11 protein-coding genes and 3 pseudogenes are annotated in these 14,542 nt (G+C 69.6%); 5 read left to right on the top strand and 9 right to left on the bottom strand.

The window, feature by feature from the left end; all coding sequences use genetic code 11:
* Positions 1 to 185 precede the first annotated feature (185 nt).
* Both EFK10_RS52660 and EFK10_RS50230 read right to left on the bottom strand, forming a co-directional pair.
* Positions 186 to 374, bottom strand: a pseudogene (locus tag EFK10_RS52660) (aldolase); the annotation flags it as partial.
* A 280-nt stretch (positions 375 to 654) separates the two neighbouring features.
* On the bottom strand, positions 655 to 948 hold the full coding sequence (locus EFK10_RS50230; protein ID WP_127356278.1) for a hypothetical protein: 294 nt from the start codon (positions 946 to 948) through the stop codon (positions 655 to 657).
* Positions 949 to 1,220: 272 nt separating this feature from the next.
* Here EFK10_RS50230 and EFK10_RS15525 point away from each other — a divergent pair, with 272 nt between their 5' ends.
* The 4 genes from EFK10_RS15525 (at position 1,221) to EFK10_RS15510 (ending at position 4,880) form a co-directional block, all read left to right on the top strand.
* Positions 1,221 to 1,571, top strand: a complete 351-nt coding sequence (locus EFK10_RS15525; RefSeq protein WP_164836014.1) for a universal stress protein — start codon at positions 1,221 to 1,223, stop codon at positions 1,569 to 1,571.
* Between the two features lie 436 nt (positions 1,572 to 2,007).
* A complete protein-coding gene (locus EFK10_RS15520; protein WP_127356276.1) occupies positions 2,008 to 3,078 on the top strand; it encodes a zinc-dependent alcohol dehydrogenase family protein in 1,071 nt (356 codons plus the stop codon).
* Positions 3,079 to 3,100: 22 nt separating this feature from the next.
* Entirely contained in the window at positions 3,101 to 3,760 is a 660-nt protein-coding gene (locus EFK10_RS15515; protein ID WP_127356275.1) for a helix-turn-helix domain-containing protein, read from the top strand.
* Positions 3,761 to 3,890: 130 nt separating this feature from the next.
* Positions 3,891 to 4,880 carry an Acg family FMN-binding oxidoreductase gene (locus EFK10_RS15510; RefSeq protein ID WP_164836013.1) on the top strand — a complete coding sequence of 330 codons (990 nt, stop codon included), beginning with the start codon at positions 3,891 to 3,893 and terminating at the stop codon, positions 4,878 to 4,880.
* Positions 4,881 to 4,917: 37 nt separating this feature from the next.
* Here the strand turns inward: EFK10_RS15510 and EFK10_RS15505 are convergent.
* The 3 genes and pseudogenes from EFK10_RS15505 to EFK10_RS53280 all read right to left on the bottom strand — a co-directional run.
* A pseudogene (locus EFK10_RS15505) lies at positions 4,918 to 5,565 on the bottom strand (putative PEP-binding protein); the annotation flags it as partial.
* An 18-nt stretch (positions 5,566 to 5,583) separates the two neighbouring features.
* Positions 5,584 to 6,393, bottom strand: a pseudogene (locus EFK10_RS15500) (glycosyl hydrolase family 65 protein); the annotation flags it as partial.
* A 129-nt stretch (positions 6,394 to 6,522) separates the two neighbouring features.
* Entirely contained in the window at positions 6,523 to 8,700 is a 2,178-nt protein-coding gene (locus tag EFK10_RS53280; protein WP_206305462.1) for a multicopper oxidase family protein, read from the bottom strand.
* Between the two features lie 268 nt (positions 8,701 to 8,968).
* Here EFK10_RS53280 and EFK10_RS15485 point away from each other — a divergent pair, with 268 nt between their 5' ends.
* Entirely contained in the window at positions 8,969 to 9,886 is a 918-nt protein-coding gene (locus EFK10_RS15485) for a DUF1918 domain-containing protein (RefSeq protein WP_127356271.1), read from the top strand.
* Between the two features lie 101 nt (positions 9,887 to 9,987).
* Here EFK10_RS15485 and EFK10_RS15480 read toward each other — a convergent pair whose 3' ends face one another.
* From EFK10_RS15480 to EFK10_RS15470, 4 genes are all read right to left on the bottom strand, one after another.
* Complete coding sequence (locus EFK10_RS15480; RefSeq protein ID WP_127356270.1) at positions 9,988 to 10,431, bottom strand: universal stress protein; 444 nt, start codon at positions 10,429 to 10,431, stop codon at positions 9,988 to 9,990.
* Positions 10,432 to 10,799: 368 nt separating this feature from the next.
* A complete protein-coding gene (locus tag EFK10_RS15475; protein ID WP_127356269.1) occupies positions 10,800 to 13,556 on the bottom strand; it encodes a bifunctional acetate--CoA ligase family protein/GNAT family N-acetyltransferase in 2,757 nt (918 codons plus the stop codon).
* A gap of 180 nt (positions 13,557 to 13,736) precedes the next feature.
* Entirely contained in the window at positions 13,737 to 13,862 is a 126-nt protein-coding gene (locus EFK10_RS52080) for a hypothetical protein (protein ID WP_265737515.1), read from the bottom strand.
* 110 nt (positions 13,863 to 13,972) lie between these two features.
* Positions 13,973 to 14,509, bottom strand: a complete 537-nt coding sequence (locus EFK10_RS15470) for a flavodoxin family protein (protein WP_127356268.1) — start codon at positions 14,507 to 14,509, stop codon at positions 13,973 to 13,975.
* Positions 14,510 to 14,542 lie beyond the last annotated feature (33 nt).

Below are 14,542 nucleotides of genomic sequence, written 5' to 3'. Positions count from 1 at the left end.
GGCCGGGATGCCCGCCAGTTCCTTGCGGAGGCGGTCGCTGCTGACCAGCGTGACACCCAGGCGATCGGCCAGCGCGCCGGAGAGCGTGGACTTCCCGCGCGACGGATGCGTGCAGCGGGGACATCCATCCCCTCGGCATCCGAGGGGATGTCGGTCTTCCCGTTCAGCTTCAGGACCAGTGGGACCTCGCCGGCGAAGTCCCAGTAGAACTTCTCAGCCAGCCCGATCTGGAGGGCGATGCCGTTGAACCCTCCCTCCAGCGCGAGCCGAATGATGTAAGCCGGGTCGCTCACGGCGAGGTTGGCGAAGAAGTCGCGCGGGCCGTGTTCCAGCCCATGATCGTAAGGCAGGAATATCGCGGTGCCGTTCCGCATGCCGTGCTGGTGGAGGATCCGGTTGAGGCGGGCCTTCTTCCCCGTGCCGAGCCCGGCGCCGTAGATACCTGATTGTGTCTTCAAGCCTCGAGGCTCACATGCGGATCCAAGAGCCCGAAAGGGCCGACTAGTCCCATTTGCCAGACTGAACGGCTCTGCGTGCGACGCCGTCTGCTCGGCGAAGGCGCGAAGTTGGGTCGGACTGGGTCGAACGGGGTCGGATCTCGGGCTGTGGCCGCCGACTCGGATGATGCCCGATCCGAGTCGGCAGCAATCCAGGTCAGGAGGCCGCGCAGACAACCTCGACGGAGCGGCCCACCTGCTCCTCCGGCAGGTGGCGGGCGAGGTCGGCCTCACTGATCATGCCGACCAGCCGGTGTGTTCGGAGATGACCGGCAGCCGCCGCACCCGGTGCTCCTCCTGAGGCGGAGGACCTGGTCCGTGTCGGCGTCGGCGTCGATGGTGATGGCAGCGCGGCGGTGCGCTCGGGCGACGGATCCGGCACGGTGAGGCGGAGTGCGGCTATGGCGACGCGCGCCGTGCCGTCCGTAGCCATCGTGCAGTCGGCTGCCATGTCCGCCTCCTCCGCGGAGCGGATATCTGAAGTGTCCAGGCTATGGCCTGTACGCGGCGCGGGCCGCGTGACCCGGGTAACCGGGTCCGAGTGGCCCATGCGTGCCGCCGGGCGGTGGACCAGGATGGAAGTACGGGGCTGAACTGGGGTGTACCGCCGCCCCGCGTGAGAGGAGGCCGTCATGACGTGCCCTGTCACGGTGGGGCTGGACGGTTCCCGGGAGAGCCTGGCAGCGGCAGGCTGGGCGGCCCGTGAGGCGCCGGAGGCGGGGCGTGCCGCTGAGACTGGTGAACGCCTGGTCCGGGGAGCCGCAGCTGGACCTGCCACCGGAGCCGGAGGCGGCCTGGCACCACGGGGCGGAACGGGCCCTGCGGGCGGCACAGGCCGAATTGGCCATCGCGTACCCGGACCTGGCCATCGCCGCGGAGCAGGTTTCCGGCTTTCCGGCCGGGCTGCTGGTTACGGAGGCGGAGCGCGCGCAGATGCTCATGCTCGGCTGCCGCGAAGTCGGGTCCGTCGCCGGCTTCTTCCTCGGATCGACCGGCATGGAGCTCGCGGCCACGGTGAGCACTCCCGTGGTGCTGGTGCGGGCCGACAACGGCGATGCCTCTGGGGCGAGGTGATCCTAGGGCTCACACTGCGTCGGCGTGCGACAGCATCCTGGAATTTGCTTCCGAAGCCACCGCCAGGCGCGGCAGCGTCCTGCGTGCTGTCACGCTCCATGGCTGGGCGACGCCGACCAGCGCGACGCACGGGAGGGCTCGGGACGCGCGCTCAGCGCGATGCTGGAGCCCTGGCGGGCCAAGTTCCCCGAAGTGCGGCTCTGCGAGGAGGCCGCCTCCGAGAGCCCGGCCCGCAGGTGGTGGGCGCGTCGTCCCGCGGGGCGCTTCTGGTCGTGGGCCGCCCTCCGCACCCGCTGGGGCACGCATCGGGCCTGTGCTCCAGGCCGCGGTGCACCACAGCGCCTGCCCCGTCGTGATCATTCCCGCACGAGTGATCGGCCCACCCGGATGGCCACACAAGACAGGGAACAAAGACAGGAAACGAAAGGAAATGGTCATGAAAGCATTCGTTTTCCATGGTCCTGGGCAGTCCGACTGGGAGGACGTCCCCGATCCCGGCATCGAGGACGCCGCGGACGCGATCATCCGCGTCGATGCCGTCACGATCTGCGGCACCGACCTGCACATCCTCAAGGGCGATGTGCCGGACGTCCGGCCCGGCACGATCCTCGGCCACGAGGCCGTCGGCGAGGTCGTCGAGGTCGGCAGCGGAGTCCGCACCGTCCGGCCCGGGGACCGGGTGCTGGTCTCCTGTATCACCGCGTGCGGGCGGTGCCGGTACTGCCGGGAAAGCGCGTACGGACAGTGCCGTGGCGGCGGGGGCTGGGTCCTCGGCCACCTCATCAACGGCACGCAGGCCGAATACGTACGGGTGCCGCACGCCGACCTGTCCGTGTATCCGCTGCCCGGGGCCGTTGCCGACCAGGACGCCGTGCTGCTGGCCGACATCTTTCCCACTGCCTACGAGGTGGGCGTCTTGAACGGCGAGGTGCGCCCCGGGGACACCGTCGCCGTGGTCGGGGCCGGGCCCATCGGCCTCGCCACGATCGCCACGGCAAAGCTGTTCTCGCCGGGCAGGATCATTGCCGTCGACCTCGCACGGCCCCGCCTGGAGGCGGCCAAGCAGCTCGGCGCGGACGCGGTGGTGGGCACAGACGAAGGCCCCGAACGGCTGGTCGTTGACCTCACCGAGGGCCTCGGGGCGGACGTCGTCATCGAGGCGGTGGGCTTGCCCGAGAGCTTCGAGCTGTGCACGCGCATGGTGCGCCCGGGCGGGCACGTTGCCAACGTCGGTGTGCACGGCAAACCCGCGACTCTGCACCTGGAGGACTTGTGGATCAAGAATGTGACGATCCGCACCGGGCTGGTCGACACGTACTCCACCCCGACCCTGCTGCGGATGATGACCGCCGGGCGGCTGCCCGCGTCGTCGCTGGTCACCCACACATTCGAACTCGACGCCATGGAGGAGGCGTACGACGTCTTCTCCCGGGCCGCCGACACGGGCGCGCTGAAGGTCGTACTCGGCGGCAAGCAGCACGACACGGTGGCTCTCAGGACCGCGTGAAGGTGAAAGGACGTGAGCGGCCATGACCGAGCAGGCGAAGGTCACCGGAGACATCGGGCGCCGGATCGCCCTGCGGCGCGGGGAACTGGGCCTCACCCGGGAGGAGGTGGCCGCCCGGGCGGGCGCTGCTCCTGGGTACCTGCAGTACGTGGAGGAGCAGCCGGCCGCAACGCCGGACGTGAACTTCCTGCTGCGGCTGGCCGAGGCGCTGGGGATCTCCCTCAGCCAGTTGCACGGCGGCGACGCCGACCTGCCGCCCGGCACGGGGCGGGCCGCCGTCCACCCAGAGCTGGTGGAGCTGGGGCCCGAGGAGTGCTGGACCCACCTGTCCACGCACGGGGTGGGACGCATCGCGGTATCCACATCGGACGGCAGCCCCGCCATCGCACCGGTCAACTACACCGTCGTGGACCGCGCCATCGTCTTCAGGACGGCCAACGGCACCACCCCCGCCCTGGCCGCCGGCACCGAGCCGGCGTTCGAGGTGAACCACATCGACGAGGCGCTGAGCCAGGGCTGGAGCGTGCTTGTGACCGGTCACGCCGACCAGGTCACCGACCCGGACGCCGTCCGGCAGTTCGCCGAGGCGGCCCACACCGAGCCATGGGCGGGCGGCGAACGTGAGATGTGGGTCCGCATCGAACCCGGGCGCGTCACAGGACGGCGGATCCTGGTGCACTGACGCCCAACGGGGCAGGAGTGCCCGAACGGGTAAGTCCGTAGGGAGCAGGCCGGGGCCATCGTGAAATAGTGGAGGCAGAGACGGATCGCCTTTGCCATCAGGCCGTCGGTTTGCCGGAGGGAGGCCCCTGGTGCCGGTCCGAACCCTCGACACGAAGACTGTGACCGCCCTCGTCGACGACGCCACAGCCGCCCCATCCATGCACAATGCACAGCCGTGGCAGTTTCGCTTCATCCGCGCCGACGGCATGTTCCACGTGCGCTCGGACCTCGAACGCGCCATGCCGCACTCCGACCCCGACACCCGTGCCCTCCACCTCGGCTGCGGTGCTGCCCTGTTCAACCTGCGTGTCGCCGCCGCCCGCGCGGGCTGGGAGCCGGTCACCGAGCTACTGCCAGACCCTGCGGACCCGCAACTGCTGGCCACGGTCCGACTGGCTGACACCGCGCACCCCGACAGCGCCCTCGCCACTCTGGATCCCGCCATCCGTCGCCGGCACACCAGCCGCCATCCGTTCGAGGAGAAGGACATCCCGAACGCCGTGCAGGCAGCCCTGGCCGAGGCCGCCCGTCTGGAGGGAGCTCAGCTGATCTTCCCTGGTGAATGGCATGCTCAGGCTTTGCTGGACCTGGTGCACGACGCGGAGGGACGCGACACCACGGACCCAGGGCGCTCCGAGGACCTGGCTCGCTGGCTCCGTCTCGGCGCCGGTGCCGCCCCCAGGGCAACCGACGGGATCCCCGAGTCCACCCTCGGGCCTCGCAAACGGGGTGGGCGTGCTCCAGTGCGCGACTTCGCGGGCAGGCGCCCGGTGGCAGGCCGCGGTACGGCCGCCTTCGAAAGGTCACCGCATCTGGTCCTGCTGGGCACGGCCGGCGACGGCCAGAAGGAGTGGCTGCGCAGCGGCCAGGCGATGGAGCGTGTCCTGCTCCTGGCCACGTTGAACGGGCTGTCCACCTCGCTCACCTCCCACGCCCTCGAATGGTCCGATCTTCGCTGGATGGTGCGCGACCCGGTGTCGGCCATGGGATACGTCCAGATGGTGCTGCGCCTCGGCTACGGTCCCCAAGGCCTCGCGACACCGCGCCGCCCACTGCCAGACGTCCTCGACATCACCTGAGCCCCGACGCGCGCCCTGGACACCAGGACCAGCCGGGTCACTGCCCGGTGAGTGCGGCGCAACCCGCCTCCAGACGGGCGACGGGGACCCGGAAGGGTGAGCAGGAGACGTAATCCAGCCCGGTGTCGTGGAAGAAGTGGATGGAGTCGGGGTCGCCGCCGTGCTCGCCGCAGACACTTGTCTGGAGGCCGGGCCGGGCGGCGCGGCCCTCGGTGACGGCGAGGCGCACCAGGCGGCCGACGCCGTCGCGGTCGAGGGTCTCGAAGGGGGAGACGGCGAAGATGTGCTTGTCGAGGTAGGCGGAGAAGAAGGCGGCCTCGACGTCGTCGCGTGAGAAGCCCCAGGTGGTCTGCGTGAGGTCGCTGGTGCCGGAGGAGAAGAACTCGGCGGCGTCGGCGATGCGCCCGGTCGTCAACGCGGCGCGGGGCAGCTCGATCGTGGTGCCGATCGGGCAGCTGACGTCGGTGCTGGTCTCCTGGGCGACCGCTGTCAGGACCTGTTCAACCTCGTCGCGAACGATGCGGAGTTCCTCCACCGTGGCGGTGAGCGGGACCATGATCTCCGCGCAGGGGTCGCCGCCTTCGCGGCGGCGTGCGGCGACGGCCTCGCCGATGGCGCGTACCTGCATGGCGGTCGGGCGGGGCACGACCAGACCGGGGCGCACGCCTCGCAGTCCCAACATCGGTGTGGGCAGCTCGCGCAGTCAGAGGTCGAGCGTGCGGGAATCGCCGGGGGCGACCGTGAAGGCACGGCCCCCGAGGACGACGCGGATAGGCGTCTCGCCGGAATCCGGCACGCTGATGGCGAGGCGCCCGGCGCGCACGCGCAGACCCACCCCCCAGTGCCCCCGGTAGCGCATGGAGAAGCTGAACTCCTTGAGTTCCGGAAGCGGCGCCGGGTCGAGCCACAGGGCGTCTTCGCGGGTTTCGAGGCCGGTGAGGCCGCGTTGGACGAGGTCGAGGGTGCCGGCCATGGCGCCGAGGTGGATGCCTTCGGCGGTGGTGCCGCCCTGGAGGTCGGCGATGTCGCCGGTGAGGGCTTCCTGGCAGTATTTCCAGGCTCCGGCGCGGCGGGCGCGGGCGAGGACCCAGCCGTGGACGAGGCCGCTGAGGGTGGAGCCGTGGCTGGTGCGGGCCAGGTAGTGGTCGACGGTGGTGCGCCAGGTGGTGTCGTCGAGCGAGTAGCCGAGCTTCTGGAAGAGGCCGGCGAGTTCGGCGGGCGAAAAGAGGTAGCCGAGCATCAGGACGTCGGCTTGTTTGGAGGCCTGGTAGCGGTTGACGGTGTCGCCCTCGGCTTCCAGGATGCGATCGAGGCGGCGGATGTCGCCATAGCGGTCACGGTAGGCGTCCCAGTCCAGCTCGGCGAGGTCGCCGCAGCCCTCGAACTGGCTGATGACGCCCCGGTGGAACGGCACTCGCAGGCGGCGGGAGACGTCCTCCCACCGCTCCAGTTCGGTCGGGTCCACAGCGATGCGCTCGAACAATTCCTGGCGGCGCGGGCCGGGCAGGGTGCGACGCCAGGTCACCGACGCCCACGTCGGCCCCGTGCTCGCGCAGGTCGGCGGCGCGCTCACTGGGCCTGTCGAGAGTGTTGATGCATCAGTCCGTAGTGGGCCCGTGCTCGCAAGTCCGATCGGTCACCGTCAGCTGACGCGGTAGGGCCGCATCATTTCGTTGTCCTCGTGTTCAAGCATGTGGCAGTGCCACACGTACTGGCCGGCCTGTGCGAATGTCGCCTTCACTCTGGTGACGGCACCCGGGTAGGCGGTGGCTGTGTCCTTGAAGCCGGCCTCCCATGGTTCCGGGGGTTGGGCGGCTTGGCGGGCGTGCTGCCGGTCGATGATCTGGAACTGAACCTCATGGATGTGGATGGGGTGAGCGTCTGCCGTAAAGTTGTGGATTTCCCATACCTCGGTCGTCCCAAGGGTCGGATTCTCGGTGATGGGGTCATCCCAGTGTGCTGGGACCGGTTTTCCGCTCGCATCCAGGGTGCCGAGCAGCAACTGCTGGGGGCCCACGTGTGGCAGCACTGCGGAGTTCTGTTCGATCAGGGAGACTTGCCGGGTGCGGTGGGCCGCCCCCAACGGCTCGAAAGGCGGGAGGGTGAGGTGGTCAGGTGGCACGCTCGTGTCCGGTGCGGAGAGCCTTCCGACCACGATCTTCATGACCTGTCCGGTGGTAGCCGGGTCCGCCGGGGGGAAGTCGGTCCCTACGGCACCGCCCTTGAATGGCGCGTCGGGACCTTCGTTGATGAGGTACAGCTCGGTCCCGACCGGTATTGATGTGAAGTCCACGATGACATCGGTGCGTTCGGCCGGCGCAATGAGCAACTCGTCACGTCGTACGGGAGTCTGCAAGAAACCTCCCTCGCTTCCGATCTGCCAGAAGCTGAGGGTCGGGGGTGCGGGCCGGGGAGCGAGGCTTCGAGTGACGATCTTCAGGATCAGGTAACGCGAGTTGCATCCGTTGAGGAAACGGAACCGATAGCGGCGCGGCTCGACGGGCAGAACCGGCCAGGTTCTGCCGTTGGTGACCATCGTGTTACCGAAGAATTCGGGGTTCCAGATCGGCGAGATGTCACTACCTGGAATGTAGGGTCCGCGGAACCTGTCGAAAGCAGCACGCCCGGCCGGGTAGAGCAGGCTGCCGTTGGCGTTGAACGACCGGTCCTGGATGACGACGGGGATCTCGTAGCACCTCTGCCCCGGCGGGTCACGGAGTGTGGCAGGGGGGCCCGGCAGCACTCCCTTCGGAAGGTCCGCGGGGCCGCCGCGTAGCAGGTAGAAGCCCGCCAGACCGGCGTAGACGTTCAAGCGCGTGACCCCCAGGGCGTGATCATGGAACCAGAAGGTTGCGGCCCTTTCATGGTTGGCGTACTGGAATACGGCGTCGCCCAGGCCCCATGCATCGTGGAACCGGTCCTGGAATTTCGTTTTGAACTCGTCGTAAAAGGATCCTGTTGTGGCGTAACCCTTGGGAATGTCGAGCGCATCAGGCAGGTACCACGCCTCGGGGTAGCCGTCGCTCTCTTCCGTGTTACGTCCGCCGTGCAGGTGAGTCACGATCGGTGTGGGGCCTGTATACGGTTCCGGAGTCGAGGTGAACGCAGGGCGCGAGTCCCGGCGCGATGTCCCGCCCGGAGGGTTCGCCCAGTGCAGCGTGGGGTCCACCGGCAGCAGGTGTGGTAGATGATGACCGTTGCGGTCACGCAGTTGGTTCTTCCACCTCACCCGCACAGCCGTGCCGAAACTCGCCTCGATGGTGAACGCCGGGTAGTGGAAGCTGCCCGGATGCCGGGTGGACCCGTACCCCCACACCGTCGTAACCGGCATGCCAGGAGGCAGGACCTGCTGCTGAAACTGTCGAATACCGATCGTGTAGTGATCGACCAATTCCCCCTCATCCCGCCGGTCATACGGCATGACCGGCGGGATGACAAGCGCCGTGACATACTTGTGGATCATCTTCGGGTCCAGAGCGCCATCAATGATTGCAGACCGCAATCGCGGGGCCACGGCCGGAAAAAAGGCAAAAGCTCCTCCCACAATCGCGGCTTTCACGATGCGCCGCCTTACGATCATCTGCGTCCTCCCGGACATAACTTTGGACTGAGGGAGTTCGTGGCACAGTTCCAGGCTGCCGCGAATCGCAAATCCATGCGATGCTCGGATACTCCAGGTGGGGGCTGCAGCCCACCCGATCAGGTGACGACGACACCTGCCGAACGCTCGATCGAGGGTGTTGGGAAGCGTGCGGTGCTTCACCACCGCGAGCAGTCCGGCGACGCGGTCGCGCGGCAGGGCGGGCGCGGTGACGGGCATCGTTCTCCGCCACCAACTTGACAATCTCCTTGAACGGAATATCTTGCCGCGCCCGGATTCGTGTCATGAGCTCTGCGACCGTTCGGTGGCGCATGTCGCCTTCCCTTCCGGGGCGTGACAGCCAGCCGTTGTGAGTCATCTGTGCCTGTTCGGGGCCTGGGCCGAGGCCGGCCCGTTCGCCCCCGGACCAGGGCTTCTCATCCCGTGCGGCAGCACGCCGCGCGTGGCACGTTGGGTACAGCAACGTTCTGCGGAAACGGCGGCGATCATGCGAGCTCACCTCGGCGACCAACTTGTTGTCGAAAGCCCGGCCACTGGCGCTACCAGGCGCGACGGCGAGATTGTCGGACTCCACCACGAGGACGGCACACCTCCCTACGACGTGCGCTGGTCGGACACGGACGAGGTGACGCTCGTGTTCCCCGGGCCCGACGCGCACATCCATCACGTCGAGCACAGGCCCGCCAGAACCCACGAGCCTTCCCGGCCGGGCATGGATGAGACAGCTGCCGTGTCCGACAGAGCCCCGCTTGACGGGGCTCCCGACCCCGGCGACATCGGTCGGCGCGTGGCCGCTGAACGCAAGCGACAGGGGCTGACCCGGGCAGAAACAGCCCGCCGCGCCAGAATGGCGCCGGACTACTTGGCGTACCTCGAGGTACAGCCGGCCGACCCGAGCCTGGCGACTCTCATCAGCCTGGCCGCCGCGCTGGGCACGAGCGTCGCAGCCCTGCGCGGGGGCGGCATCGATCTGCCGCCCGGCCAGGGCCAGGCGCTCCTGCACCCCAGGCTGCGGGACCTCGACCCCGACGAATGCCGCGCCCGGCTTTCCACGCACGGCGTGGGGCGCGTCGCGGTGTCGACACCCGATGGCCCGGCGGTCATCCCGGTGAACTACGACGTCATCGACGACGAGATCGTCTTTCGGACCGCGCCTGGTTCGGTGGCCGCGGCGGCCGTGGGAACGAACATCGCCTTCGAGGTCGACCATGTGGACGAGGCCATGAGCCAGGGCTGGAGCGTGCTCGTCGCCGGTCCTGCACGGCTTGTCATGGACCCCCAAGCGGTGCAACGGCTGGCCGATCGCTCCCACACCAAGCCGTGGGCAGGCGGCGAACGCGAGATGTGGGTGTCGATCAAGGCAAGGCGCCTCACGGGCCGCCTCATCAGTCCGGGCGATCAGTGAGTGGCCACGAACTCCGCGGGGCAGAGCCCCCCAGCGATCGAGCAACCCACATGCCAACCGGCCCGGCATCGCCGATCGGCTCCGATACAGCACCGACCCGGTCAGCCCTTGAAGTCACGGACCACGACGACCGGGCAGTATGCGTGCTGCACGCAGTGCTGGCCAACCGAGCCCAGCAGAGCACCGGAGAACCCGCCATGGCCCCGGCTTCCCACTACCAGCAGCTCGGCCCCGCCAGACCTCTCCAGTAGTACCTCGGTGGCATTGCCGATCACGATGCTTTCCCGGATCTTGACCGGTGGGTCGTCCCCGACCACCTCGGTCACCGCCTGGGCGAGCATCTTTCCGGTGGCGTCGGCGAGCTCGGGGTCCAGGCCTGTCATCCCCCATCCGTACATCGACGGGTACGCCCAGCAAGCCACCGCGTCCACGGCGGCGCCGGTTAGTTGGGCCTGTTCAACCGCCCACCGCAGCGCCTGCTTCGATGACGGCGAGCCGTCGACCCCGACCACGATCCGGCGTCCTACCAGGTTTTCCGTACCCATCTCACACCTCGCAACTCAGTTGTTAGCCCCACAGCGCTCCTTCCAGATCAGGGTCGCTCAGGGCCCGGCGGCCCCAGGTCCATCCGGCCCGCCGAGGCCGCGCTGGTCGAGTGTCTGAATACGGAGCCCGGACTGCCTCATGACCACTCTCCGACCACTCCGCCGACTCGAATAGGGCCGTTCGGTCCCCACCGGGTGTCGGTGCGACCCGTGCCCGGTGGTCTGCACGCCCAATAGGGCCCGGCTTGTCGAGGTCGTGTTCCACGACAGTGCCCCCTCCAGCCGGAGGGGGCAGTTGGAGCCGGAGCCGGTCCGGATCGGCTTCCGAGGCTTGCTGACACCGTGCGGCCGGGGTGAGAGCCGCTCTCTTACGCTGCGACCGGTTCCGTGGCTATGGGTCGGCGCAGGCGGCGCAGGTAGGGGTCGAACGGATGGCGCGGTTCCAGTCGGATCCGGGCGTCGACGCAGAGCACGCCTTGGGGACCGGCGATGAGCGGGTTCAGGTCGGCTTCGGTGAGCTGGGGCAGGTCCATGGCGAGGTGGGACACCCTGGCGAGGACGTCCTGAACGGCTGTCAGGTTGACGGCCGCACCTCCGTGGTAGCCGAACAGCAGGGGGGTGGCGCGCAGGCCGGTGGTCATGGCGTGTACGTCGGCGCTGGTGAGCGGGGCCAGGCGGGCTACCCGGTCGTCCAGGACGTCGGTGGTGGTGCCGCCCATTCCGAACATCACCAGCGGGCCGAACACCACGTCCTGCACGACCCCGGCGAACAGCTCCATGCCAGGGCCGGCCATGGGCTGCACCACCACGCCCGCCATCCGCTCGCCGAAGCGCATCGAGAAGTCCCGGAAGGCGGCCCGGACCGCATGCTCACCATCCACCCCGGTGCGGACCGCGCCCACTTCGCTCTTGTGGACCTGCTCCGGCCAGTAAGCCTTCAGCGCGACTCTGCCCTCGTGCCCGAGTTGCCCCAGCGAGGACGCGGCGAGCACCGCCATGTGCTCGTCCTCGGCCCAGATCGAGGTAGTGAGGGGCACGCCGTAGCACTCCAGGAGCGCCGCCACACCGTCCGGGTCGAGCCAGCCGCCCCTCGGGTGAGCGGCCAGGAAGCCGTCGACGACGGCGTTCGCGCGCTGCGGGTCGCAGCCGGGAACGGGGAGCTCGATGCCGGCCGGTTCGGCGAGCCACCGGGCCCGGTCGCGGGCGTGCGCCAGTGCCCGGGCGGCGGCCGACGGGTCGGCGTACGAGGGGATCCGGCCGCCGTCGGCAGTGTCCAGGTATCGCACCGGCGCGTCCTGGTCGAGCAGGACGACCGCGACCGGGATCCGCCCCCGGGCCCGGCCGGAGACCAGCGCCCGCAGCGGTTCGTGCTCGGGGTCGGTGGCGAGTGCGGTCGGGGTGAGGCAGACCAGGACGGCTTCGACGGACCCGCCGCGCTCCAGCAGGTCCAGGCAGGCGCGCAGTTCCTTCGGGTCGACCGCTGCAGTGGTGTCCACCGGGTTGGTGGCGGTCGCTCCGGCAGGGAGGACCGCCAGCAGTTCGGCCACGAGCGGAGCCGGGAGCGCGGGCAGCGAGAGCCCGACGTCGGAGCAGGCGTCGGCGGCGAGGATCCCCACGCCCCCGGCGTTGGAGACGACGGCGACGGCGTCCCGCACGCCCGGCAGCGGCTGGGCGTGCAACAGGGCGGCGGTCTCGACGAGTTCGCCGATGCTCCGGGTGGCGGTGATGCCGGCTTGAGTGAACAGCGCCTGCCGTGTGACGGTGGGTGTGGCCGCTGCGGCGGTGTGCGTGGCGGCGCCCCGGCGGCCGGCAGCCGAGCGGCCCGCGTCCACGGTGAGCACCGGCATCCGCCGGGAAACCCGGCGCGCGGTGCGGGAGAAGGCGCGCGGGCTGCCGAAGGACTCCAGGTGCAGCAGAGCCAGGTCGGTGCACCCGTCGCTCTCCCACCACTGCAGCAGGTCGTTGCCGCTGACGTCGTACTTGTCGCCCAGCGAGACGAACGTGGACACACCGACGCCGAGCCCCGACAGGCGTTCGAGCAGCGCGATGCCGACGCCTCCGGACTGCACCGCCACGCCGGCCGTGCCGGGCAGGGGCGCGGTCCTGCCGAACTCGGCGTCCAGCCGGTACGCGGGGTCGGTCTGCGCGATGCCCAGGCAGTTCGGTCCCACCAGTCGCATGCTGTGCCGACGACAGGTGTCCAGAAGCTGCCGTGCCTGTTTGCCGTCGAGCCCGGACGTGAGGACGACCAGCGCTCGTACGCCTGCCAGGCCGCACTCCTCGGCGGCGCTCGCGACCACGGTTGGGCGCACGGCGATCACTGCCAGGTCCGGCACGCCCGGTAGCGCGGAGAGCGCCGGGTAGGCGGGGGCGCCGGCGACTTCCTCGGCGTACGGGTTGATCGCCCATATCTCGCCGGTGAAGCCGCCCTGACGGATCTTCAGCAACACGGCCTGCCCTACCGAACCCGGCCGGCGGGAGACTCCCACGACCGCCACCGCCCCGGGCCGGAGCAGGGGAACGAGGCTGGCGATATCCGCACCGCGCCCGCGTTCGTCGACCGCGTTGCGGTAGTGCTCGTCGGACTCGTCCAGGTCGACCGTCACTCGAACCTCGCCCTGCGCCAGGTGGCGGTGGACACGCAGCCCGAGGTCGCTGAAAACCTTGTGTACGGAACGGTTGCCGACCAGGGTGTCCGCCTCCAGCGTGCGCGCTCCCTGTTCTCGGGCGGCGTGCACCAGGTGCTCGATGAGCAGGGTGGCGACTCCGCGGTGCTGCCAGTCGTCGGCGACAGCCACTGCAAGCTCGGCGGTGTCCGGGCGGCCCTCGATTGTCTCGCACTCCACCACACCCACCAGTTCCCCGCCGACCAGCGCGCCCAGGGCCACGAACCCCGGCCTCGGGGGTACGCACAACCGGTCTGCCGCCATTTCGGGTGCGAGGCGGCTGACGCCGAAGAACCGCAGCCGCCGGCTCTCGTCGGTCATGCGGACCGCGTGCAGGTCCAAGGCGGCGTCCCGGTCATCCGGGCCCAGCGGCCTGATGACGGCGGTGGTGCCGTCGGCCAGCAGCGCTTCGACGGCGGGAGTCTCGACGGCGAGAGGGAGGTGCTGGGCGCTCGGCATGATGGCTCCCGCGGTTCGTGGCCGCCGCGGACACGGCGGACCCGGTCACTGTTCCCACTGTCGGACGGCCGGGAGGAGTGGGTACAGGGCCGGTCGGCCCTCTCCGGAGGGCCGGTACGGCCACGGGCCGATGGCTGCCGCTTAAGTCGGCCATCAGAACCGCCATGGCGGTGATCCGCTTCACTGCCAGGTCGCGAGCGCCGCATGGCGCGGGACCCTCGCCGACTCGCCGCCCTGCACCGGCACGGGCCGCAGGGCGGCCGCTTGTGCGGACTCGTACCTGCGCATCGACCCGGGACTGGTCATGGGCAGGCAGCTCGAATTCTGGGTGAGCAAGGAGCTGCCGAACTGGGCTGTGGTGTCTCGTCGAATGGAACCTGAGGGCCCTACAGGTCTGTTCGAGGTCGGCCGGTTCGTCAGACCAGGCTGGCACCCCACGCCTTTGCCCGGTCGTGTTCGCCTTTGCTGAGCGGGCCGTCGTCGGCGTCCTCGATGATGAATCCTTCGGGCTCTGCCACCACGATGTAGCCGTGATGGCTGAGCCTGCGTGCAATCACGTGTGCCGCGCCACCGCTCATCGGCTTGCCGAGGCGGGTGTCGAAGGCGGCAGCGCGGCTGCCCGGCTCCGGCCTCGGCAGGGAATGGAACCAGTCGCGCACTCCGGGGCCTTCGGCACCCGCCTCGGGCTCGTGCGCGGCCAACCCGGCCTTTGCTTCCGTCTCCTCTGCCTTCAGCGCCATCTTGCGGCTGAGACCGAAGGACATCCCACGCAGGTGGGTCGGGCCACCGACCACGAGCAGATCCGCCCCCCTGGTCGCGTCGGCACCGGCCACGGCCACCTGGAGGCAGGCGACCTGGGCGTCCGGTCGGGCTTCCCGAAGGCCCTCGGCGATCGCCTCCGCGATCTCATGGGTGTTGCCGAACAGACTCTCGTAAACGATCACGATCTGCATGATGGCTCACCTCTCCCCACCCATGGTGTGCGC

It is taken from the genome of Streptomyces soli (assembly GCF_003999195.1).
Lineage (GTDB): Bacteria > Actinomycetota > Actinomycetes > Streptomycetales > Streptomycetaceae > Actinacidiphila > Actinacidiphila soli.
The sequence above is the reverse complement of the archived record's forward strand: the minus strand, read 5'-3'. Positions and strand labels throughout refer to the sequence as shown.

Bases quoted from the DNA above. Each gene is read 5' to 3' on its own strand.
- EFK10_RS50230 (WP_127356278.1), bottom strand. From the start codon at position 948: ATGGCAGCCGACTGCACGATGGCTACGGACGGCACGGCGCGCGTCGCC.
- EFK10_RS15520 (WP_127356276.1), top strand. From the start codon at position 2,008: ATGAAAGCATTCGTTTTCCATGGTCCTGGGCAGTCCGACTGGGAGGAC.
- EFK10_RS15515 (WP_127356275.1), top strand. From the start codon at position 3,101: ATGACCGAGCAGGCGAAGGTCACCGGAGACATCGGGCGCCGGATCGCC.
- EFK10_RS53280 (WP_206305462.1), bottom strand. From the start codon at position 8,700: ATGCCCGTCACCGCGCCCGCCCTGCCGCGCGACCGCGTCGCCGGACTG.
- EFK10_RS15485 (WP_127356271.1), top strand. From the start codon at position 8,969: ATGCGAGCTCACCTCGGCGACCAACTTGTTGTCGAAAGCCCGGCCACT.
- EFK10_RS15480 (WP_127356270.1), bottom strand. From the start codon at position 10,431: ATGGGTACGGAAAACCTGGTAGGACGCCGGATCGTGGTCGGGGTCGAC.
- EFK10_RS15475 (WP_127356269.1), bottom strand. From the start codon at position 13,556: ATGCCGAGCGCCCAGCACCTCCCTCTCGCCGTCGAGACTCCCGCCGTC.
- EFK10_RS52080 (WP_265737515.1), bottom strand. From the start codon at position 13,862: ATGACCAGTCCCGGGTCGATGCGCAGGTACGAGTCCGCACAAGCGGCC.
- EFK10_RS15470 (WP_127356268.1), bottom strand. From the start codon at position 14,509: ATGCAGATCGTGATCGTTTACGAGAGTCTGTTCGGCAACACCCATGAG.